This is a genomic window from Micromonospora sp. Mcm103, from assembly GCF_024519755.1.
Classification (GTDB): Bacteria; Actinomycetota; Actinomycetes; order Mycobacteriales; family Micromonosporaceae; genus Micromonospora; species Micromonospora aurantiaca.
Genome location: NZ_JALJRJ010000008.1, coordinates 98,943 through 120,429, shown reverse-complemented (window position 1 = coordinate 120,429; position 21,487 = coordinate 98,943). Strand labels below are relative to the sequence as shown.

At 74.0% G+C, this 21,487-nt stretch carries 25 protein-coding genes; 12 read left to right on the top strand and 13 right to left on the bottom strand.

The annotated features are described in order from the left end of the window. The first annotated feature begins 64 nt into the window (after positions 1–64). On the top strand, positions 65–1,507 hold the full coding sequence (locus OC439_RS12705) for an alpha/beta hydrolase (protein WP_262013565.1): 1,443 nt from the start codon (positions 65–67) through the stop codon (positions 1,505–1,507). Positions 1,508–1,544: 37 nt separating this feature from the next. On the opposite strand, the gene OC439_RS12700 is transcribed toward OC439_RS12705, so the two are convergent. Together OC439_RS12700 and OC439_RS12695 are read right to left on the bottom strand one after the other, a co-directional pair. Further along, positions 1,545–2,498: a hypothetical protein gene (locus OC439_RS12700; protein WP_262013564.1), complete on the bottom strand. Its 954-nt coding sequence runs from the start codon at positions 2,496–2,498 to the stop codon at positions 1,545–1,547. Beyond that, positions 2,495–3,091, bottom strand: a complete 597-nt coding sequence (locus tag OC439_RS12695; protein ID WP_262013656.1) for an RNA polymerase sigma factor — start codon at positions 3,089–3,091, stop codon at positions 2,495–2,497. Before OC439_RS12695 ends, OC439_RS12700 begins: the two co-directional genes overlap by 4 nt. A 164-nt stretch (positions 3,092–3,255) precedes the next feature. On the opposite strand from OC439_RS12695, the gene OC439_RS12690 reads away from it, so the two are divergent. After that, entirely contained in the window at positions 3,256–3,489 is a 234-nt protein-coding gene (locus tag OC439_RS12690; RefSeq protein WP_262013563.1) for a DUF5522 domain-containing protein, read from the top strand. Positions 3,490–3,576: 87 nt separating this feature from the next. Further along, on the top strand, positions 3,577–4,125 hold the full coding sequence (locus OC439_RS12685) for a hypothetical protein (protein WP_135238924.1): 549 nt from the start codon (positions 3,577–3,579) through the stop codon (positions 4,123–4,125). Between the two features lie 12 nt (positions 4,126–4,137). Here the strand turns inward: OC439_RS12685 and OC439_RS12680 are convergent, their stop codons facing one another. After that, positions 4,138–4,824: a metal-dependent transcriptional regulator gene (locus OC439_RS12680; RefSeq protein ID WP_135238925.1), complete on the bottom strand. Its 687-nt coding sequence runs from the start codon at positions 4,822–4,824 to the stop codon at positions 4,138–4,140. Positions 4,825–4,921: 97 nt separating this feature from the next. Here OC439_RS12680 and OC439_RS12675 point away from each other — a divergent pair, with 97 nt between their 5' ends. Genes OC439_RS12675 through OC439_RS12665 form a run of 3 tightly spaced genes read left to right on the top strand, consistent with a single transcriptional unit; the run spans position 4,922 to position 9,589 of the window. After that, entirely contained in the window at positions 4,922–5,779 is an 858-nt protein-coding gene (locus OC439_RS12675; protein ID WP_262013562.1) for a sulfurtransferase, read from the top strand. Positions 5,780–5,826: 47 nt separating this feature from the next. Continuing rightward, positions 5,827–7,008: an acetoin utilization protein AcuC gene (locus OC439_RS12670; protein WP_262013561.1), complete on the top strand. Its 1,182-nt coding sequence runs from the start codon at positions 5,827–5,829 to the stop codon at positions 7,006–7,008. Between the two features lie 25 nt (positions 7,009–7,033). Beyond that, positions 7,034–9,589: a bifunctional GNAT family N-acetyltransferase/acetate--CoA ligase family protein gene (locus OC439_RS12665; RefSeq protein WP_262013560.1), complete on the top strand. Its 2,556-nt coding sequence runs from the start codon at positions 7,034–7,036 to the stop codon at positions 9,587–9,589. Positions 9,590–9,592: 3 nt separating this feature from the next. On the opposite strand, the gene OC439_RS12660 is transcribed toward OC439_RS12665, so the two are convergent. The 4 genes from OC439_RS12660 to sigB all read right to left on the bottom strand — a co-directional run bounded on the left by OC439_RS12660 (position 9,593) and on the right by sigB (position 11,892). After that, positions 9,593–10,000: a VOC family protein gene (locus OC439_RS12660; RefSeq protein WP_262013559.1), complete on the bottom strand. Its 408-nt coding sequence runs from the start codon at positions 9,998–10,000 to the stop codon at positions 9,593–9,595. Next, positions 9,997–10,488 (bottom strand): SRPBCC family protein, encoded by a 492-nt coding sequence (locus OC439_RS12655; protein ID WP_262013558.1) that lies wholly within the window; start codon positions 10,486–10,488, stop codon positions 9,997–9,999. Before OC439_RS12655 ends, OC439_RS12660 begins: the two co-directional genes overlap by 4 nt. Continuing rightward, entirely contained in the window at positions 10,485–10,820 is a 336-nt protein-coding gene (locus tag OC439_RS12650; RefSeq protein WP_262013557.1) for an ArsR/SmtB family transcription factor, read from the bottom strand. The genes OC439_RS12655 and OC439_RS12650 overlap by 4 nt, the downstream gene beginning before the upstream one ends. 109 nt (positions 10,821–10,929) lie before the next feature. Then, on the bottom strand, positions 10,930–11,892 hold the full coding sequence (gene sigB / locus OC439_RS12645; protein ID WP_262013556.1) for an RNA polymerase sigma factor SigB: 963 nt from the start codon (positions 11,890–11,892) through the stop codon (positions 10,930–10,932). A gap of 220 nt (positions 11,893–12,112) precedes the next feature. Between sigB and OC439_RS12640 the strand changes: the two genes are divergently transcribed. After that, positions 12,113–12,901, top strand: coding sequence for a sporulation protein (locus tag OC439_RS12640; protein ID WP_262013655.1), 789 nt, complete (start codon positions 12,113–12,115; stop codon positions 12,899–12,901). On the opposite strand, the gene dtd is transcribed toward OC439_RS12640, so the two are convergent. Then, positions 12,898–13,320, bottom strand: coding sequence for a D-aminoacyl-tRNA deacylase (gene dtd, locus OC439_RS12635; RefSeq protein WP_262013555.1), 423 nt, complete (start codon positions 13,318–13,320; stop codon positions 12,898–12,900). The genes OC439_RS12640 and dtd overlap by 4 nt on opposite strands. Next, positions 13,320–14,804: a methyltransferase gene (locus tag OC439_RS12630; protein ID WP_262013554.1), complete on the bottom strand. Its 1,485-nt coding sequence runs from the start codon at positions 14,802–14,804 to the stop codon at positions 13,320–13,322. Before OC439_RS12630 ends, dtd begins: the two co-directional genes overlap by 1 nt. A 180-nt stretch (positions 14,805–14,984) precedes the next feature. On the opposite strand from OC439_RS12630, the gene OC439_RS12625 reads away from it, so the two are divergent. The 3 genes from OC439_RS12625 (at position 14,985) to OC439_RS12615 (ending at position 18,214) form a co-directional block, all read left to right on the top strand. Beyond that, a complete protein-coding gene (locus OC439_RS12625; RefSeq protein WP_262013553.1) occupies positions 14,985–16,205 on the top strand; it encodes a S8 family peptidase in 1,221 nt (406 codons plus the stop codon). A 118-nt stretch (positions 16,206–16,323) separates the two neighbouring features. Next, entirely contained in the window at positions 16,324–16,908 is a 585-nt protein-coding gene (locus OC439_RS12620) for an HhH-GPD-type base excision DNA repair protein (protein ID WP_135238934.1), read from the top strand. Between the two features lie 73 nt (positions 16,909–16,981). Beyond that, positions 16,982–18,214, top strand: coding sequence for a low temperature requirement protein A (locus OC439_RS12615; RefSeq protein WP_262013552.1), 1,233 nt, complete (start codon positions 16,982–16,984; stop codon positions 18,212–18,214). A 4-nt stretch (positions 18,215–18,218) separates the two neighbouring features. Here OC439_RS12615 and OC439_RS12610 read toward each other — a convergent pair whose 3' ends face one another. Continuing rightward, complete coding sequence (locus OC439_RS12610) at positions 18,219–18,530, bottom strand: hypothetical protein (RefSeq protein ID WP_262013551.1); 312 nt, start codon at positions 18,528–18,530, stop codon at positions 18,219–18,221. Next, complete coding sequence (locus OC439_RS12605) at positions 18,520–18,831, bottom strand: hypothetical protein (protein ID WP_262013550.1); 312 nt, start codon at positions 18,829–18,831, stop codon at positions 18,520–18,522. The genes OC439_RS12610 and OC439_RS12605 overlap by 11 nt, the downstream gene beginning before the upstream one ends. A 106-nt stretch (positions 18,832–18,937) precedes the next feature. Here OC439_RS12605 and OC439_RS12600 point away from each other — a divergent pair, with 106 nt between their 5' ends. Further along, complete coding sequence (locus OC439_RS12600; RefSeq protein WP_013284780.1) at positions 18,938–19,294, top strand: DUF3099 domain-containing protein; 357 nt, start codon at positions 18,938–18,940, stop codon at positions 19,292–19,294. Positions 19,295–19,333: 39 nt separating this feature from the next. Here the strand turns inward: OC439_RS12600 and OC439_RS12595 are convergent, their stop codons facing one another. Together OC439_RS12595 and OC439_RS12590 are read right to left on the bottom strand one after the other, a co-directional pair. Further along, complete coding sequence (locus tag OC439_RS12595; protein ID WP_262013549.1) at positions 19,334–20,230, bottom strand: carbohydrate kinase family protein; 897 nt, start codon at positions 20,228–20,230, stop codon at positions 19,334–19,336. Beyond that, complete coding sequence (locus OC439_RS12590) at positions 20,227–21,153, bottom strand: pseudouridine-5'-phosphate glycosidase (RefSeq protein ID WP_262013548.1); 927 nt, start codon at positions 21,151–21,153, stop codon at positions 20,227–20,229. Before OC439_RS12590 ends, OC439_RS12595 begins: the two co-directional genes overlap by 4 nt. A gap of 88 nt (positions 21,154–21,241) precedes the next feature. Between OC439_RS12590 and OC439_RS12585 the strand changes: the two genes are divergently transcribed. Next, positions 21,242–21,460, top strand: a complete 219-nt coding sequence (locus OC439_RS12585) for a DUF3039 domain-containing protein (RefSeq protein WP_091579574.1) — start codon at positions 21,242–21,244, stop codon at positions 21,458–21,460. The last annotated feature ends 27 nt before the right edge of the window (positions 21,461–21,487 follow it).

Sequence of the window (21,487 nt, the reverse complement as noted above, 5' to 3'; positions counted from 1 at the left end):
ATGACAGGGCAGCGAAGAGTTGCCGTCCTGGCTAGGGTTGACGATCTCGGCGGAGGGAGACGTCATGCGCACCCGGATGCTCCTCGCGTCGACGCTGCCGTTGCTCTGGGGCGCTGTCGTCGGCTGGTGGACGCCGCGCGGGCCCGGCACTGTGGGCGCGGCACTCGCCTCCGTGGCGGTGAGCCTCGCCGTCGGGCTGGCCGCCGGGTGGCTGAGCCGGTCCCGCTGGTTCATGCTCGTCGCGCCGGTGATCTTCGCGGTGGCCGTCGAACTGGTCCGGCTGCGGCTGCGCGGGCCCACCGTCGACCGTCCGCACCTGTCCGGCTTCGGCGTCGTGGCGCTGCTCGCCGGCCGGGGCGTACACGGACTCCTGACCTTGTTGCCGCTGCTGGTCGGCGCCGCCTACGGCGCCGGACTGGCCCGCCGCCTCGACGCGGTGCCGCCGCGCCGGCCGGTGCCGCGCTGGGCGGGCCGGATCGGCGTCGGCCTGCTGGCCGCGCTGCTCGCGCTCGTCACGGTCGGCGCGGCCGTGCCGGGCCGCACCGCCCCGATCCCCGGCGGCATCGCCCGCTTCGACACCGTCGAGTCCTCCGGGCGCGAGCTGGGCCTGCTGATCAGGGGTACGGACCGCAGCGCTCCGGTGCTGCTCGTGGTGCCCGGGCCGCCCGGCGGCTCGGAGATCGGCTCGGTCCGTCGCCACCTGCCCGAGCTGGAGCGCCGATTCGTGGTGGCCGTGTGGGACCGTGCCGGCGGGCCACGCTCCTGGTCGGGCTTCCGCGCTCCGTCGAACTGGCGCCTGGACGACGAGGTGGACGACCTGGTCGCGGTGGCCCGGCACCTGCGGGAACGGCTGGGCCGGGATCGGATCCACCTGGTCGCGCACTCCGGCGGCACCATCGCCGGCCTGCTCGCCGTGCGACAGCACCCGGAACTGTTCGCCGCGTACGTCGGCGTCGGGCAGGTGGTGAGCCTGCGCGAGGCCGACCGCAGTCAGTACTCCGACACCGTGGCCTGGGCCCGCCGCACCGGCCGGACGGCACTCGCGGACCGGATGACCGCGCAGGGTCCGCCGCCCTACCGCGACGTCTGGGCGTACGAGCCGTTGCTGACAAACGAGGCCGGCGCCTTCCCGGTCGACCGGGAAGGCGCGAGCGAGGACGAGACCGGGGCCGTCGGCAACCTGGGCGTGTCCGAGTACAGCCTGCTGGAGAAGGTGCACCTGTTCGGTTTCCTGGACGGCTGGGACGTGCTCTACCCCCGGTTGCAGGAGATCGACTTCCGGCGTGACGTGCGGCAGCTCGCGGTGCCGGCGTACTTCGTGGACGGCGCGCAGGAGGTGCCGGGCCGGCTGCGCCTGTTCGACGAGTGGTACGCGCAGCTCCAAGCGCCGCGCAAGGACCATCTGGTGATCCCGCGTGCCGGGCACCGTTCGATGTTCGAGCGGCCCGAGGCGTTCCTGCCGTACCTGGAACGCCTCGGGAGCGACGGCGGCCCGGGCGGCAACTAGGCCGGAGGCCGCTCGGACAGGTGCCGGCGGGGGCCGGTCAGGGGCGGCGCGGAGTCACGGATACCTGCTCGGCGATCGCGACGACCTGGCCGGCGGAGAGCCGCAGCGGCGCCTGCAGGTTGACCACGGCCCCGCCGGGCACCTCGGCCTGCAGGAACCAGAGCTCGTCGGTGCGGATCAGATGAGCTTCCCGGCCGCCCACCGTGACCCTTCGCTCGTCCCGGGCTCCCATCACGGTGCGCAGCAGGTCCGGGTCACGGCGCGGCACCACCTGCACGGTGAGCGTCTCGTCGGGGGAGTCGCCCCGCAGGGTAAGGATGGTGTCGTCCTTGAACATGGCGACCCGCCAACCGCGCGGCGCCAGCCGCACCCGCAGCGGCACCTGCTGCGGCTCGTCGACGACGTGCTCGGCCAGCCGGAGCAGCGCCGCGTCGTCGGCGAACATGCCGTGGCCGGTCAGCGTCACCCACTGACCGGGCCTGCGCTCCCACGACACGACGAGCCGACGCGGTCCGCCGGGATTCGGCTCCTCGTACATCTCGGCCGGGCGGCCTGCGACGGCCACCGGACGCGACGTCTTCGCGATCCGTGCCGGTGCACTGTCCCAGACGAAGAGGTGGACGTCGTCGGTGGTGCTGCGGGACAGGTACACGGCGAGGAACTGGCCCGGAGCGTAGCTGTAGCGAGGTGGGCTCAGCGTCGCCGGCCGCGACCGCAGGGTCAGCGGAAACTCCGGGATCGTCGCAGCCACCAGGGTCAACGGCTCCGCCGATCGATCGAGCGGACGTACCGCGAGGCCGACGCCCGCCCCGGCTACCACCGCAGCCGCGGCGGCCACCAGGAGCGTCCGCCGCCGCAGCGGCGGGACGGTCCGGCGTACGGATGCGGCGGTGAACTCGCCGGCGAGGCGTTCCCTCGCGAGGCGGAGCGTCTCGGTGGACGCTTCCGGGGCATCCGGCCCGTGCGTCCGCAGCAGGTTGATCTCGTTCATGTCGGCTCCTCGATGGCGAGCGCGAGTCGGGTGAGTCGGCGGGCACGGTGCAGGCGGGAACGGACGGTGCCGAGCGGGATGTCGAGCACGGCGGCGATCTGCTCGTACGACAGGTCCGCCCACGCGGTGAGCAGCAACACGTCCCGGTCCCGCCGGTGCAGCGAGGCCAGCGCCAGGGCCAGGTCCCGGCGTAGGGCGCCGGCGTCCAGCCGGTCGATCGCGTCCTCGATCACCGGCGGTGCCAACTCGCCGGCGGCGAGCCGGGCCAGCGCGCGGTAGCGGCGTTCCTCGGTCCGCACGTGCCGGCGCACGAGGTTGGTGGCGATCCCGAACAGCCACGGCCGTACGCCGACGTCCGAGGTGTAGGACGCCCTCCGCCGGAATGCGACCAGGAAGGTCTCGGCCAACAGGTCGTCGGCCGGCGGGCCGATGCGACGAGCCAGATAACGGTGCACGGGGACGGCATGCCGGTCGAACAACGGCCCGAACCGCTCCGGCTCCGTGACGGACGCGCGGATCACCTCGTCGTCCGAGGGCTCGTCGGGCGGCCCGACCCCGGGATGTCCCCGCTCGTGGGCCTCGGCCCGGTGCATCTTGTTTGTCACACCCGTTCATGCCCGGTCGGCGCGGACCGGTTCACGGCGGAACCGCACCGGTCTTGGTGTCCCTCCCGGACAGCCGGCGCGACGGGAGGTACCAGCGTAGGCACCCAGGGCACCGCGCGAGGGTACGGGAGGCCACTCCGTAGACTCCAGCGGTGCGTGACGAGCCGGCCGACCGGCCCCTTACCGAACCGCACCCGTCGCGGCTGTCGCCGGATCACCCCGGACGGGAACGGATCCTTGCCGCGCACGCCGCCGCGCTGGCCGCCGGGGAGGCGGGCTACCTGGACCCGGAGACCGGGCTGTTCGTGCTCAGCGCGGGATTTCTCGCCCGGCGTGGCACGTGCTGCGGGCGAGGCTGCCGGCACTGCCCGTACGTGGCCGATTAGGGGGCTTCCGTCCCCGCTGGGGCACGCCGTACGGTGTCCGACGGAACTCCGGCGGGTCGAACCCGCCGCCGACCGCGGAGGTCTCCCGTGCGTGCCCGATTCTGGCTGGCCGTTCCGGCCGTCCTGCTCGCCGCCGGCTGCGCCGACGAGGCGCCCACGGCGGCCGGGCCGCCGCCCCCGCCTCCGCCGGTCCCGGTCGCGGCGGCGTCCTCGGGCGGGGCGTGCCGGCTGCTCGACTTCGCGGTGATCGCCGAGCACACCGGCGGCACGTTCGACGTGGCGGCGGCCACCGAGCGGGGCGACACCCACACCTGCGTGGTCCGCGCCGCCGGGGCGGTGCTGCCGGAGCTGACGCTGTCGGTGACCGAGACGTCGATCGACGCCGCCACGTTCGCCCTGGACGTGCAGCCCAGCGGCGCGGCGAAGATCAGCAAGCTGGGCAAGGCCGCCTACCGGCGCACGCTGCCCAAGACCGCGAAGTCCGGGCCGGCCGCCGAGGTCGGCTGGCTGGCCACCGAGGGGCGGCTCGCCACGCTGCGCTGGACCGCCCCGACCGGCACCGCGAAGGCGGAGGCGGACAAGACGGCCGGCAAGCTGGTCACGCTGGCCAAGGTGATCGACACCCGGCAGCTCTGACCGGGAGCCGCGTCAGCGGGCCGCGACGAACACCCGGGACGCCACCTCGCGGGGCAGCCGGACCCGGTCGCCGGAGCGGTCGATGGAGACGGCGTCGCGTTCCTGCGCCACAGTCACCGTCGCGCCCGGGTCGACGCCGGCGGCGTGCAACTGCCGGAGCACGTCCGAGTCGGTCTGCACGCTCTCGCAGATCCGCCGCACCACGACCGTGCCGGACAGGCCGGGGAACGCCAGGTTGCGCTCACCCTCGACCGCGTCGGCGGGCACCTGGCCCGGGTCGCCCAGCTCCTCCAGGCCCGGGATCGGGTTGCCGTACGGCGAGCGGGTCGGGCGGTTGAGCAGGTCGAAGACCCGCTTCTCCACCGCGTCGCTCATCACGTGCTCCCACCGGCAGGCCTCCTCGTGGGCCTCCTCGTAGGGCATCCCGATCACGTTCACCAGCAGCAGCTCGGCCAGCCGGTGCTTGCGCATCACGGACACGGCGGTGTTGCGGCCCTGCGGCGTGAGGGTCAGGTGCCGGTCGCCCTCGACGGTGAGCAGGCCGTCGCGCTCCATGCGGGCGACGGTCTGGCTGACGGTCGGGCCACTCTGCTTCAGCCGCTCGGCGATGCGGGCACGAAGCGGCGGCACCCCCTCCTCCTCGAGTTCGAGGATGGTGCGCAGGTACATCTCGGTGGTGTCAACAAGGTCGTGCTTCACGTCTGCGGCCTCCTGGGCTCCGATGGTACCCGTTACCACCGACCATCGACGGAGGCGAAGCCGGAGGTGGCGCGCCGAATGGTGTTGACTGGACCGTATGTCCGCCACCGCAGACCTGCTGGTCGAGCCCGACCGGCTCGCCGCCGAACTCGATCACGCCGACCCGCCGACCCTGCTCGACGTCCGCTGGCGGCTGACCGGCCCGCCCGGGCGCGACGACTACGCCGCAGGCCACCTGCCCGGCGCCGTCTTCGTCGACCTGGACACCGAGCTGTGCGGACCGCCCGGCGCCGCCGGGCGGCACCCGCTTCCGGACCCGGCGGCGTTGCAGGCCGCGCTGCGGGCCGCCGGCGTCCGCACCGGTCATCCGGTGGTCGTGTACGACGGCGGCGACGGCATGTCCGCCGCCCGCGCCTGGTGGACGCTGCGCTGGGCCGGGCACCGGCAGGTGCGGGTGCTGCACGGCGGCTTCCCGGCCTGGACGGCCGCCGGGCTGCCGGTCGACACGAGCGTGCCCGCCCCGGCGCCGGGCGACGTGACCGTGGCGCCCGGCGCGCTGCCGGTGCTGGACGCCGCGCAGGCCGCCCGGCTCGCCGCCGCCGAACCCGGCGTGCTGATCGACGTCCGGGCCGCGCCGCGCTACCGGGGCGAGCACGAGCCGGTCGACCCGGTCGCCGGGCACGTGCCGGGCGCGGTGAACGTGCCCGCACCGGAGTACGTCACGCAGGGCCGGTTCCCCGACGCCGGTGCGCTGCGGGAGCGGTTCGCCGCCGCCGGGGTGGACGCGGACGCGCCGGTCGGTGCGTACTGCGGCTCCGGGGTGACCGCCGCGCAGGCCGTGCTCGCGTTGCACCTGGCCGGTCGCCCGGACGCCGCGTTGTACGTCGGCTCGTGGAGCGAGTGGGTGGCCGACCCGGACCGTCCGGTCGCGACAGGTGGCACGTCCGGCCGGTGAGCGTACGACTGGTGGGCGCGTCCCGGACCACGTGCGACGATGGCCGCATGGCCGACGACACGGTGGTGGTGTGGGACGAGGCTCTCCTCGCCTACGACATGGGCGACCATCCCCTCGACCCGGTGCGGGTCGAGCTGACCATGGCGCTCGCCCGTGAACTGGGTGTGCTGGACCGGCCCGGCGTACGGCTGGTCAAGCCCGAGCCGGCCGACGACGCGCTGCTCACCCGCGTACACGATCCGGCCTACCTGGAGGCGGTCCGGTCCGCGCCGCGTGACCCGCTGTTCGCCGGCTTCGGTCTGGGCACCTCGGACAATCCGGTCTTCGACGGGATGCACGACGCGAGCGCGCTGATCGCCGGCGCCACGACGGCCGCGGCCGAGGCGGTGTGGCGCGGCGACGCCCGGCGCGCGGTCAGCGTCGCGGGCGGGCTGCACCACGCCATGCCCGCCCGCGCCGCCGGGTTCTGCGTCTACAACGACCCGGCCGTGGCCATCGCGCGGCTGCTCGACCTCGGCGCGCAGCGCATCGCGTACGTGGACGTGGACGTGCACCACGGCGACGGCGTGCAGGAGATCTTCTACCGCGACCCGCGGGTCCTCACGATCAGCCTGCACGAGACGCCGCTCGCATTGTTCCCCGGCACCGGGTTCCCGGACGAGACCGGCGGCCCGGGCGCGGAGGGCACCGCTGTGAACGTGCCGCTGCCCCCGGGTGTGGGTGACGCGGGCTGGCAGCGGGCGTTCCACGCGATCGTGCCGTCGGTGCTGCGCGCGTTCCGGCCGCAGGTGCTCGTCACCCAGTGCGGCGCCGACGGGCACCGCAAGGATCCGCTGGCCGACCTGCACCTGTCGGTGGACGGGCAGCGGGCCACGTACCGCTCGCTGCGGGCGCTCGCCGACGAGCTGTGCGACGGTCGCTGGGTCGCCACCGGCGGCGGCGGGTACGCGCTGGTCGAGGTGGTGCCCCGGGCGTGGACGCACCTGCTCGCGATCGCCACCGGTGAGCCGGTCGACCCGGCGATGCTGACCCCGCCCGGCTGGCGGGAGCTGGCCGCGCGGCGGCTACCCGGGCACGACGTGCCGTTGCGGATGACCGACGACGTGGACCCGTCGTACCTGCCGTGGCAGCCCAGCGGCGAGCCGAACGCGGTGGACCGGGCCGTCGCGGCCACCCGCAAGGCCGTCTTCCCGCTGCTCGGGCTCGATCCGCACGACCCGCGCGACTGAGCCGGCGGCAGGGGAGGATCGACCGGTGACCACCGTCGAACAACCGCTGGACGTGCTGCTCAGCGACGGCACGACCGTCCAGTTGCGACCGATCCGTCCGGAGGACGCGCCCGAGATCGTGGCCATGCACGGCCGTTTCTCGGAGCGCACCCGATACCTGCGGTACTTCTCGCCGTACCCGCGTATCCCGGAACGCGACCTGAAGCGTTTCGTCAACGTCGACCACCGCGACCGGGAGGCGTTCGTGGTGCTGGCCGGCGAGCGGATCGTCGCCGTCGGCCGCTACGAGCGGCTCGGCCCCGCCTCGCCCGAGGCCGAGGTGGCGTTCGTGGTCGAGGACGCCTACCAGGGCCGGGGCATCGGCTCGGTGCTGCTGGAGCACCTGGCCGACGCGGCCGGGCGCCACGGGATCGTGCACTTCGTCGCCGAGGTGCTCCCGGCCAACGGGACGATGCTGCGGGTCTTCGCCGACTTCGGCTACCAGGTCCAGCGCCAGTACGCCGACGGCGTGGTGCACCTGAGCTTCCCGATCGCGCCCACCGAGGCGACGCTTGCGGTGCAGCGCGGCCGGGAGCACCGCACCGAGGCCCGGTCGATCGCCCGGCTGCTCGCGCCGCGTGGCATCGCCGTGTACGGCGCCAGCACCACCGGCCAGGGCGTCGGCGCGGCGCTGCTCGGGCACCTGCGCGACGGCGGCTTCGCCGGGGCGATCGTGCCGGTGCACCCGAGCGCGGCGACGGTGGCGGGGCTGCCCGCGTACCCGTCGGCGGCCGACGCCGGCCAGGACGTCGACCTCGCCGTGGTGGCGGTCCCGCCGGACGCGGTGACCGACGTGGTGCACGACGCCGCACGCGCCGGCGCGCACGGCTTGGTGGTGATCTCGGCCGGGTTCGCCGAGTCCGGCCCGGCCGGCGCGGCGGCGCAGCGCGCGCTGGTCCGCGCCGCGCACCTGGCCGGCATGCGGGTGGTCGGCCCGAACTGCCTCGGCGTCGCCAACACCGACCCGGCGGTACGCCTCAACGCCACGCTCGCCCCGGTGCTGCCGGCGGCGGGCCGGGTCGGCGTGTTCAGCCAGTCCGGCGCGTTCGGGGTGGCGCTGCTGGCCGAGGCGTCCCGGCGCGGGCTCGGCCTGTCCAGCTTCGTGTCGGCCGGCAACCGGGCCGACGTGTCCGGCAACGACCTGCTCCAGTACTGGCAGGACGACCCGGCCACCGACGTCATCACGCTCTACCTGGAGACGTTCGGCAACCCGCGCAAGTTCGCCCGGCTGGCCCGGCGCATCGGCCGCAGCAAGCCGGTGGTGGCACTCGCCTCGCTGGCGCGGCCGCCGGGCGTGGGGGAGGCACCCGCGCTGGACGCGGCGGCGGTGAGCGCGCTGTTCGCCCAGTCCGGTGTGATCCGGGTGGACACCGTGTCCGAACTGCTCGACGTGGGTGTGCTGCTGGCCCACCAGCCGCTGCCGGCCGGGCGGCGGGTCGCGGTGGTGGGCAACTCGTCGGCGCTGACCGGGCTGGCCGCGACCGCCTGCGCCGCCCAGGGACTGGCAGTCGCCGACGGCTACCCGCAGGACGTGGGGCCGAGCGCCGGTGCCGCCGCGTACGCCGCCGCGCTCGGTGACGCGGTGGCCGACGAGCGGGTGGACGCCGTGGTGGCGGTGTTCGCGCCGCCGCTGCCGGGCCAGCTCGCCGACCCGGTGGCCGACTTCGCCGCGGCGCTGCCCGACGCGAAGGTCACCGGCAAGCCGGTGGTGGCGACGTTCCTGGCCGGGCTGGTGCCGGCCGGGGTGCCGGCGTACCCGAGCGTGGAGGAGGCGGTACGCGCGCTGGGCCGGGTGACCGCGTACGCGGACTGGCTGCGCCGGCCACCGGGCGTGCTGCCGGAACTGGCCGACGTGGACCGGGCGGCCGGGCACGCCGCGTTGCGCCCGGACGGGGCCGACTCGGCGGCGTTGCTGCGCGCGTACGGGATCGACGTGGTGGAGTCGGTGCCGGCCGGCAGCGCCGACGAGGTGCTGACGGCGGCCGACCGGCTCGGCTGGCCGGTGGCGCTCAAGGCCGCCGCGCCCGGGCTGCGGCACCGCCTCGACCTCGGCGCGGTACGCCTCGACCTGGCCGACGCCGCCGCGCTGCGCCGCGCGTACGCCGAGATGGCCCCGGTGTTCGGCGCGGAGGTGCTGGTGCAGCCGATGGTCGCGCCGGGTGTGGCGTGCGTGGTGGAGCTGGTGGAGGATCCGGCGTTCGGGCCGGTGGTCGGGTTCGGGCTGGGTGGCGTGGCGACCGAGCTGCTGGGCGACCGGGCCTGGCGCGCGGTCCCGCTCACCGACCGGGACGCCGCCGAGCTGGTCGACGAGCCCCGCGCGGCGCCGCTGCTGCGCGGGCACCGGGGCGCCGCGCCGGTGGACCGGGCGGCCCTTGTCGACCTGCTGGTGCGGGTCGGCCGGCTCGCCGACGAGCAGCCCCGGGTGCGGTCGCTCACGCTGAATCCGGTGCTGGCCCGGCCGGACGGCATCTCGGTGCTGCACGCCGCCGTGCGCACCGGCGCCGAGGCCGCCCGCCCGGACACCGGCCCGCGAAGGTTGTAGACCTCAGCCGCGCGCGGAGATCTGCTGCACCGACCACTCGTTGCCGTCCGGGTCGCGGAAGAACGCGAAGCCGACGTTGTCCAGCGGGTGCGGCACCGGGTACGGGTTCTGGCCCATCACCTGGATCTCGCTCACCTCGACGCCCCGCTCGACCAGTTCGGCGCGCGCCCGTTCCAGGTCCGGTACGACCAGTTGCACGCCCTTGAGCGAGCCCGGCGGCATCTCCGGTACGACGCCCCGGCCGAGGACGATCGAGCAGCCGGAGCCCGGGGGAGTGAGTTGGACGATCCGCCCCGCGCCGCCCAGATCGGTGTCGTGGTCGAGGTCGAAGCCGAGCCGTTGCGCGTAGAACTCCTTGGCCCGGTCCAGGTCGGAGACCGGTACGACCACCACTTCCAGCGTCCAGTTCATGTCGTCGCTCCTGTCGTCGAATCGGTGTGCAGCACTGCCGCGAGCCGGTCGAACGCCTCGCTCAGGCCGCGGGTCATCGGATAGCGCAGGACGGTGTCGCGCCCCTGCGCGGTGGCGTACCGCAGGTGGGTGACGACTGTCGTCCGGTCCGCCGAGCCGGTGAAGTCGTGGCGGACGAGTGTCTCGCCCGGATAGGACTGGTCGTCGAAGAGTTCGGTGCAGACCAGTCGCGCGGGCGGGTCGACCTCCCGGTACGTGCCGCCCTGGCCCATCAGGTCGCCGTCCGGCCCTCGGGAGACGAACCGCCACCGTCCGCCCACCCGCAGGTCCACCTCGCACTCGACGAGGTGCCAGCCGCGGGCGCCCCACCAGCGGACCAGCAACTCGGGGCGGGTGAAGGCGGCGAACACGAGGTGGCGCGGAGCGGCGAAGTCGCGGCTGAGCCGGATCTCCCGGTCGCCGGGCAGGCTCACGGTCAGGCCGGTCACCGCTGCTCCCCGGCGGTCAGTTCGGCGAGCACCTCGTCCAGTCGCGCGTAGCTCTCGGCCCAGTAGTCCCGGTAGTCCGCCAGCCACGCGACCGCCTCCCGCAGCGGCCGGGCGTCGAGCCGGCAGGGACGGCGTTGCGCGTCCCGGCCCCGGGTGACCAGGCCGGCGCGTTCGAGCACCTTGAGGTGCTTGGAGACGGCCGGCTGGCTCATCGCGAACGGCTCGGCCAGTTCGGTGACAGTCGCCTCGCCGGCGGCCAGCCGGGTGAGGATGGCGCGCCGGGTGGGGTCGGCGAGCGCGGCGAAGGTGGCGTCGAGCAGATCCGCGGGCACGTTTATAACCTCCTGGTTGTGTAACCAGTCGGTTGTATACGGTGGGAGCGCGCAGGTCAAGCACGACAGGCCCCGGCGAACCGCCGGGGCCTGTCGGGGCAGGGATGGATCAGCAGGCGTACGCCTCCAGCCGGTTCGCCCGCTCCGGGTCGCGCAGCTTGAGCAGCGTGACCTTCTCGATCTGCCGGATCCGCTCCCGGGACAGGCCGAACTCGCGGCCGACCTCGTCCAGCGTGCGCTGCCGGCCGTCGTCCAGGCCGAAGCGCAGCCGGATCACCGCCTGCTCCCGCTGGGACAGCGTGGCCAGCACGATGCGGACCTCGTTGCGCAGCTCGCCGTTGGTGGCGGCGTCGCCCGGCTCGGTTCGCGGGTCGACGGCGGCGACGAAGTCGCCGAGCGCGCTCTCGCCGTCCTCGCCGACGGCCTGGTCCAGGCTGACCGGCTCCCGGTCGTAGGAGATCAGCTCGATCACCTGGAACTCCGGGATCTCCAGCGCCGTGGCGACCTCGCTCACAGTGGGCTCGCGGCCCAGCGTCACCGACAGCTCGCGGCGTACCCGGACCATCCGGTTGACCTGCTCGACCATGTGCACCGGGATGCGGATGGTGCGGGCCTGGTCAGCCATGGCGCGGGTGATGGCCTGGCGGATCCACCAGGTGGCGTAGGTGGAGAACTTGTAGCCCTTGGTGTAGTCGAACTTCTCGACGGCGCGGATGAGGCCGAGGAAGGCCATGCCGCGACCGGTGTAGCGCTTGGCGATGCTCACCACCAGCCGCAGGTTGGCCTCCAGCAGGTGGTCCTTGGCGGCGCGGCCCTCGGCCGCGATCAGCGCCAGGTCCGCGCGCAGCTCGGCGGAGACGGGGGTGCAGGTGGCCAGCTTCTCCTCGGCGAAGAGGCCGGCCTCGATCCGCTTGCTCAGCTCGACCTCCTGCGCCGCGGTGAGCAGCTTGGTGCGGCCGATGCCGTTCAGGTACGCCCGGACCAGGTCGGTGGAGACGCCGCGCTCGTCGGTGGCGTCGAGGTCCGTGAGGGTGACGTCCATGTCCTGGTGCTCGATCATCTGCTGGGTCATCTCTGTTCTCCCCGTGTCCGACGTGCCTACCGGTCCCGTGCCGCCCACGCGGTGGTGGCCGATGACAAACAGCTTGGCGGTCGGGGCGTGAGACGGGAGTGAGGCGATCGGGGACCCGACAGGAATCCACGTGGGAATCCGGCATTCCCTTGCCCGGCGCGGTTACCGTGCCACCGACCGGCCGTCGGGGCCGGCCCGGCACTGACGATCGGAGAACGTGGTGGTCTTCAAGCGGCTCATGCAGGCGATGGGTGTGGGCGGACCGTCGGTGGAGACGGTGCTGGCCAACCCGAACTGCCGCCCGGGCGGCGTTCTGGAGGGCCGGATCCAGGTGGTCGGCGGTGACCACCCGGTGGACGTGAGCTACATCGCACTCGGCCTGGTCACGCGGGTCGAGGTGGAGAGCTCCGACAGCGAGTACGACGTCAACCAGGAGTTCGGCCGGGCCCAGATGACCGGCCCGTTCCGGCTGGAGCCGGGGCAGCGTCACGACGTGCCGTTCCGCTTCCAGGTGCCCTGGGAGACCCCGCTGACCGACCTGTACGGCCAGCACCTGCACGGCATGACGATGGGTCTGCGTACCGAGCTGGAGGTGGCGCGGGCGATGGACAAGGGTGACCTGGACCCGGTGGCGGTGCACCCGCTGCCGGCCCACGAGCGGCTGCTGGAGGCGCTGCTGCGGCTGGGCTTCCGCTTCGCCCGTGCCGACGTCGAGCGCGGACACATCTACGGCCTGCACCAGCAGTTGCCGTTCTACCAGGAGATCGAGTTCTACCCGGCGCCGCAGTACGCGGGCGCGATGAACCAGCTGGAGGTCACCTTCGTGACCGATCCGCGCCAGGTCCACGTGGTGCTGGAGCTGGACAAGCGGGGCGGCCTGTTCACCGAGGGCCGCGACGCGTTCGGCCGGTTCACCGTGGACCACGCGACCGCGGACCACACGGACTGGGCCGCCCAGCTCGACGGCTGGCTGCGGCAGTCGCTGTCCCGCCGGGGCCTGTTCTTCTAAAGGTCGAGCACGAGGGTCCGGGGACCGACGTTGACGCTCTCCACCAGCATGTGGGCGCGGAACCGGCCGGTCTCCACCTTCGCGCCCCGGGACCGCAGCTGTTCGACCACGGCGTCCACCAGGGGTTCGGCCACCTCGGCCGGAGCGGCGGCGGTCCAGCTCGGCCGCCGGCCCTTGCGGGCGTCGCCGTAGAGCGTGAACTGGCTGACCACGAGCAGCGGCGCCCCGACGTCGGCGGCGCTGCGCTCGTCGTCGAGGATGCGCAGCTCGTGCAGCTTGCGGGCCATCGTGGCGGCCACCTGGGGGGTGTCGGTGTGGGTGACGCCGAGCAGCACCAGCAGCCCGTCGGAGATCTCGCCGGTCACCTCGTCGCCGACAGTCACCCGGGCCCGGCCGACGGTCTGCACCACCGCCCGCATCAGTCGGTCACCGGCTCGACGATGCCGCGCTCGACCAGGTGCGCCACGATCGGTCCGGCCGCCTCGGCCAGCTCGTCCGGCGCCACGTCGTGCGCGGCGGCCAGCAGGGCGAGCTGGTCGCGCAGCGGCAGCCGGCCGTCGGCGCCGCCGACCAGGGCGAGCACCAGCGGGTCGATCTCCTCCGACCAGCGCAGGCCGCGCGGCACGGCCAGGACCTGCCGGTCCACCGCCCAGCCGTCGTCGCCCATGGTGGCCTCCTGCCGGAGCTGGAGCCCTTCGGCGGCACGGTAGCGGGCGGCGAGCAGGCCCTCGGTGTCCCGGGCGCGCAGCCAGTCCTGCCTGGTGAACCACTCGCCGATCCGGTCGCCCAGCGGCGGCTCGACCCGCTGGCGCAGGTCCTCCACCCGCACGACCGGCTGGTCGTGGCCGGAGCGGCGCAGCGAGACGATGCCGAAGCCGATCGCCTCGACCTTGTGCGCGTCGAACCAGTCCAGCCAGGCCGCCATCCGCTGCGGGTCGGCGCTCTCGCCGACGTCGGTGAGCCACAGGTTCACGTACGCCATCGGGTCGGCCACCTCGCGCTGGATCACCCAGGCGTCCAGGCCGGTGCCGGCGAACCAGCCGGTGACCCGCTCGGCCCAGTCCTCGCCGGTGACGTGCACCCAGTTCGCCAGGTACTGCATGGTGCCGCCCTCGGTGAGCAGGTCCGGCGCGGCGGCGGCCAGCTCCGCGCCGATCGCGTCGCCGACCCGCCCGGAGTCCCGGTAGACGTGCGTGGTGGTGCCCGGGCCGACCACGAACGGCGGGTTGCTGACCACCAGGTCGAAGCGGCGCCCGGCCACCGGGGCGACCATGTCGCCGCGCAGCAGCTCCCAGTCCTGACCGTTGAGCGCGGCGGTGGTGGCGGCGAACCGCAGCGCCCGCTCGGAGACGTCGGTGGCGGTGACCCGGCGGGCGTGGGTGCCCAGGTGCAGCGCCTGCACGCCGGAACCGGTGCCCAGGTCGAGCGCGGTGTCCACGACCGGGCGCACGGCGGCCGAGATCAGCGTCTGGGTGGCGCCGCCGATGCCCAGCACGTGCTCGGAGTGCAGCGGGCGCCCGGGCCGCGCACTGGCGGGCACGTCGGCGAGCACCCACCAGTCGTCGCCGTACGGCTCCAGGTCGACCCCGGCGCGCAGGCCGTCGCCGTGCCGCTCCACGATGCCACCGGCCAGCGCCTCGTCCAGCGCCAGCGGAGCCAGCGCGTCGGCGACCGCCGCCTCCGGCTCGGTCTGGTCGCAGATGAAGACGCGGATCAGCGTGGCCAGCCGGTCCCGGTCCTCGGTGGCGCGCAGCGCGGCCCGGTAGTCGTTGCGGGCCACCGCGCCGGTGGTCTGCGGGCCCAGGCGGTCGGCGATCCCGTTGGCGGTGAAGCGGGCGAGCGTCAGCGCGGTGCGCAGCGCGTCGACCCCGGCGGGGGAGAGCAGCATGTCGTGACGGTCCACGTGCTCATCCTGCCTCGGGCGTCGTCCGGCGTGGCGCGCACCCGCCGATCCATAACGTGGACCGTATCTATCGGCAACTATCTCTTTCATGTTTATCGATCTCTGGTTAGCATTCCTGCCAACATCCGTCGATGGGGTGATCCGGCCACAAACCGGGCTGCCCCGGTAGGGAGCCAGACGATGCCCGACGTGTCCCTTCCCCGGCGCCGCGCGCTGCGTGCGCTCGCCGTCACGGCCGCCGCCGCGGCCTTCGCCGCCGCCGCCTCCACGCCCGCTCTCGCCGCACCCACCGGGGAGATCCGGTACGCCGGTGCCGCCGACGCCGTCAGCGGCAGCTACGTGGTCGTGCTCAAGGGCGACGCGGTCGGCACCGCGAACACCCTCGCCGCCCGTACCGCCGTGCCGGACCGGGCCGCCGGCCTGGCCAAGCGCTACGGCGGCAACGTCGGCACGGTGTGGAGCGCCGCTCTCACCGGCTACAGCGCGAAGATGACCCCCGCCCAGGCGCGCCGGCTCGCCGCCGACCCGTCCGTCGCGTACGTCGAGCAGGACCGCGTCATGACCACCCAGGGCACCCAGACCGGCGCCACCTGGGGCCTGGACCGGATCGACCAGCGCAACCTGCCGCTGAACAGCACCTTCACCTACCCGAACACCGCCAGCAACGTGCGCGCCTACATCATCGACACGGGCATCCGCACCACGCACAGCGACTTCGGCGGCCGGGCCACCTGGGGCACCAACACCGTCGACACCAACAACACCGACTGCAACGGCCACGGCACCCACGTCGCCGGCACCGTCGGCGGCACCAAGTACGGCGTGGCCAAGGGCGTGCGCCTGGTCGCCGTCAAGGTGCTCAACTGCTCCGGCAGCGGCACCACCGCCGGCGTGATCAGCGGCGTCAACTGGGTCACCTCGAACGCGGTGAAGCCGGCCGTGGCGAACATGAGCCTCGGCGGCGGCGCCAGCACCACGCTGGACAACGCGGTGGCCAACTCGATCAACTCCGGCATCACGTACGCGCTCGCGGCCGGCAACTCCAGCGCCAACGCGTGCAACTCGTCGCCGGCCCGGGTCGCCTCGGCGATCACGGTGGGCGCCACCACCAGCACCGACGCCCGTGCCTCCTACTCGAACTACGGCTCCTGCGTGGACATCTTCGCCCCGGGTTCGTCGATCACCTCGGCGTGGCGTACCAGCGACACCGCCACCAACACGATCAGCGGCACCTCGATGGCGTCCCCGCACGTGGCCGGCGCGGCGGCGCTCGTCCTGTCCGCCAACACCTCCTACACCCCGGCTCAGGTGGCCAGCTACCTGACCAGCAACGCCACCACCGGCAAGGTGACCAGCCCGGGCTCGGGCTCGCCGAACCGGCTGCTCTTCGTCGTCAACTGACGACACCGGTGACCTGACCACACCGTGGGCCGCGGCCCGGTGGACCTCCCAGGGGTCCGCCGGGCCGCGTCACGTGGTCGGGGAGTCGCCGCCCCTGACCGGCGGGCGGCGCGGCACTATGGTCCCCATGACGCTGTCACTGCCCATCGACCCGCAGGCGAACGAACTGCTGGGCCGCAGCCCGCTGGCCCTGCTCCTCGGCATGGTGCTGGACCAGCAGGTGCCGATGGAGAAGGCGTTCTCCTCCCCGTACGTGCTGGCGCAGCGGCTCGGCCACGAGCCCGACGCCGCGGAGCTGGCCGGGTACGACCCGGAGGCGCTGGTGGAGATCTTCGCCCGGCCGCCCGCGCTGCACCGCTTCCCCAAGGCGATGGCGGCCCGCGTTCAGGAGGTGTGCCGGGCGCTCGTCGAGCGTTACGACGGCGACCCGGCCCGGCTCTGGTCCGACGTGACAGACGGCCGGGAGCTGCTGCGCCGGGTGGGTGAGCTGCCCGGGTTCGGCCGGCAGAAGGCACAGATCTTCGTCGCGCTGCTCGGCAAGCGGTTCGGGATCACCCCGGACGGCTGGCGCGAGGCGGCCGGCGACTACGGCGACGCGGACGCCCACCGGTCGGTCGCGGACGTGACCGATCCGGAGTCGCTGCGCCGCGTACGCGAGTTCAAGCAGCGGATGAAGGCGGAGGCGAAGGCCGCGAAGGGCTGATCCGCCGCCCGCCGCCGCAACCGGCCCGCCGTCCCTGTCGTTTGTTGCCAGGACGGGGGGACGGGGGCGGACGATGACCGAGCAGCGGGGCGGGGCGCTGCTGCGTACCGCGTCCAGTCCCGGGCGGGCCACCTTTCTGGAGCTCTTCTTCGACCTGGTCTTCGTGTTCGCGCTGACCCGGGTCTCCCAGCGGCTGATCAGCGGTCTGGACGGCTCCGCCGGGGCGGTGGCCGCCGACGTGGGCAGGACCCTGCTGCTGTTCCTGGTGCTCTGGCAGGTCTGGACGATCACCACCTGGGTGACCAGCCGGTACGAGCCGGAGCGCACCGTCATCCAGGTCGTCGTGGTCGGCACGATGTTCGGCAGCCTGGTGCTGGGCGTGACGCTGCCGCGCGCCCTGGAGGAGCGGGCGCTGCCGTTCGCGCTCGCGTACGTGGTGGTGATGGTCGGCCGGCCGCTGCTGATCTTGGTGGCGTTGCGCGCGCACCCGCGGCGCCTGGTGCCGCTGCGGCTGGCCGCCTGGGCGGGATTCAGCGCCCCGCTCTGGATCGCCGGCGCGCTGATGCCCGGTCCCCGCCTGGCGCTGTGGGTCGTCGCGCTGGCGGTGGACCACCTCGGCACGATTCTGGGCTGGCCGCTGCCGTGGATCGGGGCCTCGCGCATCCGGCAGTGGCTCGTCGCCGGGGAGCACCTGGCCGAGCGCTACCAGCAGATCTTCCTCATCGCGCTCGGTGAGTCGATCCTGGTGATCGGCGTGACCTTCAGCGGGAAGGAGTTCTCCGGCGACGCGGCGGTGGCGTTCGCGATCTCGTTTGTGATCACGGCGTTGCTCTGGCGGATCTACTTCTACCGGGCCGGTCACCTGCTCGCGGAGGCGCTGCGGGTGGCCGGCACGCCGGGACGGCTGGCCGAGTCGGCGGCGCAGACCCACCTGTTCATGGTGCTCGGCGTGATCGGCGCGGCGGTCGGCTACGAGCTGGTCATCACCCACCCGTACGACACGGCCCGGCCGAGCTGGCTGGTCTTCGTGGTGGGCGGCCCGGCGCTGTTCCTGGCCGCCCGCTCCCGGTTCGAGTACGAGATCTTCGGCCGGGTGTCCCGCCCCCGGCTGGCCGGGCTGGTGGTGCTGGTGCTGCTCCTGCCCGCGCTGGCGGCCGTGCCGGCGATGTTCGCGCTCGGTGCGGTGGCAGTCGTGCTGGCGATCGTCGCGTTCGCCGACGCCCGCCGGGCCTGGCACCGGCCGCCGGAGTCCCCCGCCTCGCCGATCGGGCGGGAGGCGCTCGGCGAGGCCGGCCCCGAGGCGTGAGCGGTCAGGCTGCGGTCGGGCGGGACAGCGACGCCAGCGCCCGGCGCACGTCGGCCAGCGAGACGGTGGCGGAGTCGTCCAGGTCGGCCAGGCCGGCCTCGATCCACTGCCGCATCAACGTGGTCACGCCGATGCCGCGCGCGTCGGCGGCGGCGCGGACCCGCTCGTACGTCTCCAGCGGAAGCCGGACCGACCGGCTGACCATCGGCACGTCGGTGTCGGGGGTGGGCAGCTGCGCCGGTGACGTGTCGTCGATCAGCTCGGCGAACGCGTCGCCTCCGGCGTGGAACCGCTTGGTCGCCTCGTCACGATGCATCGTGACCGCCTCCTCGTCGGCGTGATCTCCGCACCGCCTCGTCGTAGCGCTTGGCCTCGACGTCGCTCAGCTCGCGGGCGGAGAGGATGTCCCAGTCGTTGTCGGTGCCGTCGGCCTCGGCCAGCAGCACGGCGAGCCGCCGTCCCCGGTGGTCGGTGGCGTAGACCACCATCACGTCGTCACCGAGGTGCCGGATGACCCGGCGGTTGCTGTGCAGGGCCTCCCAGACTTCCCCGGGTGTGACGTCGTAGACCCGCAGGTTCGCCAGCGCCTCGTCGGTGAAGCTGAACCGGTTGGCCACGGGCGAAGCGTACCACGCACGTAACACGCGTCCGGCTGTCACGAATTTCGCCGATCATCCGTCCGGAGTGACAGGATGGGCCCTATCCCCTCGTAGGAGGTCCGTGGTGAAGCGTCAGGCGTACCAGCCGATACTGATCACCGACGCCCCGCGCAGCCAGGACGACCAGCTCAACAGCCGGCAGAAGCGATACGTGCTGATGATGGCCATCCGGGTCGCGTGTCTGGTGGCGGGCGCGATCCTGGTCGGCGCGAAGGCCCCACTGCTCTGGCTCTGGCTGCCGCTGTGCGCGCTCGGCATGGTGCTCGTGCCCTGGCTCGCCGTGCTGCTCGCCAACGACCGGCCGCCCAAGGAGGAGCACCGGCTGGCGAACCGGTTCCAGAACCGGCGCCGCGAGGAGCCCGCCCCCACGGCCCTGACCGCCGAGGAGAACCCGCACAAGATCATCGACGCCGAGCCCTGACCGGCCCGGGCGGAGCACCGCCCGGACCGGCCACCGCCGTCAGGGCGCCGGGCGGGCGCCCACCGTCGTCACGGCGAGCGCGCCCAGGTCACCGGCGCGGGCCAGCGCGGCACGCGGGTCGGCCCCGGCCAGCCACGCGGTGAGCAGCCCGGCTGCGAACGCGTCGCCGGCGCCGGTCACGTCCACCACGTCCACCCCGGGCGCCGGCGCGAACTCCACCACACCGCCGCGCTCCACCCACACCGCGCCCGCCGCTCCGCGCTTGACCACCACCCGGTGCGCCACGGCTGTCAGCGCCCGCGCCTGCGCCGCCGGGTCCAGCCCGCCGGCCAGCACCGTCGCCTCGTCCGTGTTGACCAGCAGCAGGTCGACGTCGCGTACCCAGGTCAGGAACGCCCCGCCGACGCGCCGCAGCGGCGCCGCGGACGCCGCGTCGACGCTGACGGTCAGCCCGCGCTCGCGGGCGGTGGCCAGCGCGCGCAGGCCGGCGCCGCGCGACCCGACGTCCAACAGGGTGTACGCGGACAGGTGCAGATGCCCGGCGTCGGGCGCGGCGGCCAGCGCCGCGTCCACGTGCCCGGCGGTCAGCCGCAGGTTCGCGCCCCGCTGGCTGATCATCGTGCGCTCCCCGTCGTGGGCGAGCACGATGACGGTGCCGGTCGGGTAGCCCTCGTGCCGCTCCACCGCGCAGTCCACACCGATCCGGGTCAGCTCGGCCACCCGCTCCCGGCCGGTCTCGTCGTCGCCGACGGCGGCGACCAGCGTCACCGCGGCGCCCTGCCCGGCGAGCCAGGCCGCGGTGTTCGCCGCCTGCCCGCCGCCGCTGAACCGGATCCCGGCCGCGGTGTCCGAGCCGGTGGCGAGCGGCCCGGACAGCACCGCGAGCACGTCGGTGATCACGTCGCCGACGACGACTATTCGCGGCGTGGCGCTCATGGGGCGCGGCGGGTCGCCGCGGCGACCGCGATCCGGGCCGCGAGGTCGGCGTTACGCAGGATGATCCGGACGTTCACCGCCAGGCTCGCGCCCTCGGTCGCCGAATGGAAGTGCGACAGCAGGAACGGGGTGACCGCCTTGCCGGTGATCCCCTCGCGGGCCAGCGCGGCCAGCCCTTCGGCGAGCGTGCGGTCGTGCAGCGCCGGGTCGAGCTGCTCGTCGGCGGGCAGCGGGTTGGCCACCACCAGGCCACCGTGGTGCACGCCGTGCGCCGCGCGGGCGGCCGCCACGTCCGCCACCTGCTCCGGCGACTCGACCGACCAGTCCAGGTCGAAGCCCGAGTCGGTCAGGTAGAAGCCGGGGAAGCGGCGGGTGCGGTAGCCGACCACGCCCACCCCGAGCGTCTCCAGCCGCTCCAGCGTGGCGCCCACGTCGAGGATCGACTTCACCCCGGCGCAGACCACGGCGATCGGCGTCCGGGCCAGCGTGACCAGGTCGGCCGACTCGTCGAACGTCTGCGCCGCCTCCCGGTGCACGCCGCCGAGCCCACCGGTGGCGAACACGCCGATCCCGGCCGCCGCCGCGACAGCGCTCGTGGCCGCCACGGTGGTGGCGCCGTCAGCGCAGGTCGCCGCCGCCGGGGCCAGATCACGGACCGAGAGCTTGCTCACGCCGTCGACGGTGGCGAGCCGGGTGAGCTGGGCGTCGTCCAGCCCCACCCGCAGCTCGCCGGCGACCATGCCGATGGTGGCCGGCACCGCCCCCGCGTCCCGTACCGCCTGCTCGATCTCGCGCGCCACCCGCAGGTTGTCCGGGCGGGGCAGCCCGTGCGAGACGATCGTGCTCTCCAACGCCACGACCGGGCGGCCGTCCCGCAGGGCGTCGGCCACCTCACTACCGAGACTGATGTGAAAGTTGGTCACGTCGGTTACCGTACGGGCCGCTTCCGGCCGGGGCCCAGGTGGACCGGGGCGGACCGACCTGCAAAACTGGAACGCCGGAGGTGTAGTCGTGAGCACAGAGGTTCTCGAGCGTCCCGAGCTGAAGGACGCGGACACTGGTCCGGAGATGTTCCACTACGTCCGCAAGGAGAAGATCGCCGAGAGTGCCGTCATGGGCACCTACGTGGTCGCACTCTGCGGCGAGACGTTCCCGGTCACCAAGGCGGCCAAGCCGGGTTCGCCCGTCTGCCCGAAGTGCAAGGAGATCTACGACTCGTACTCCGAGTGACAGCGGGCGGCTCCGCGGCCCCTGGAC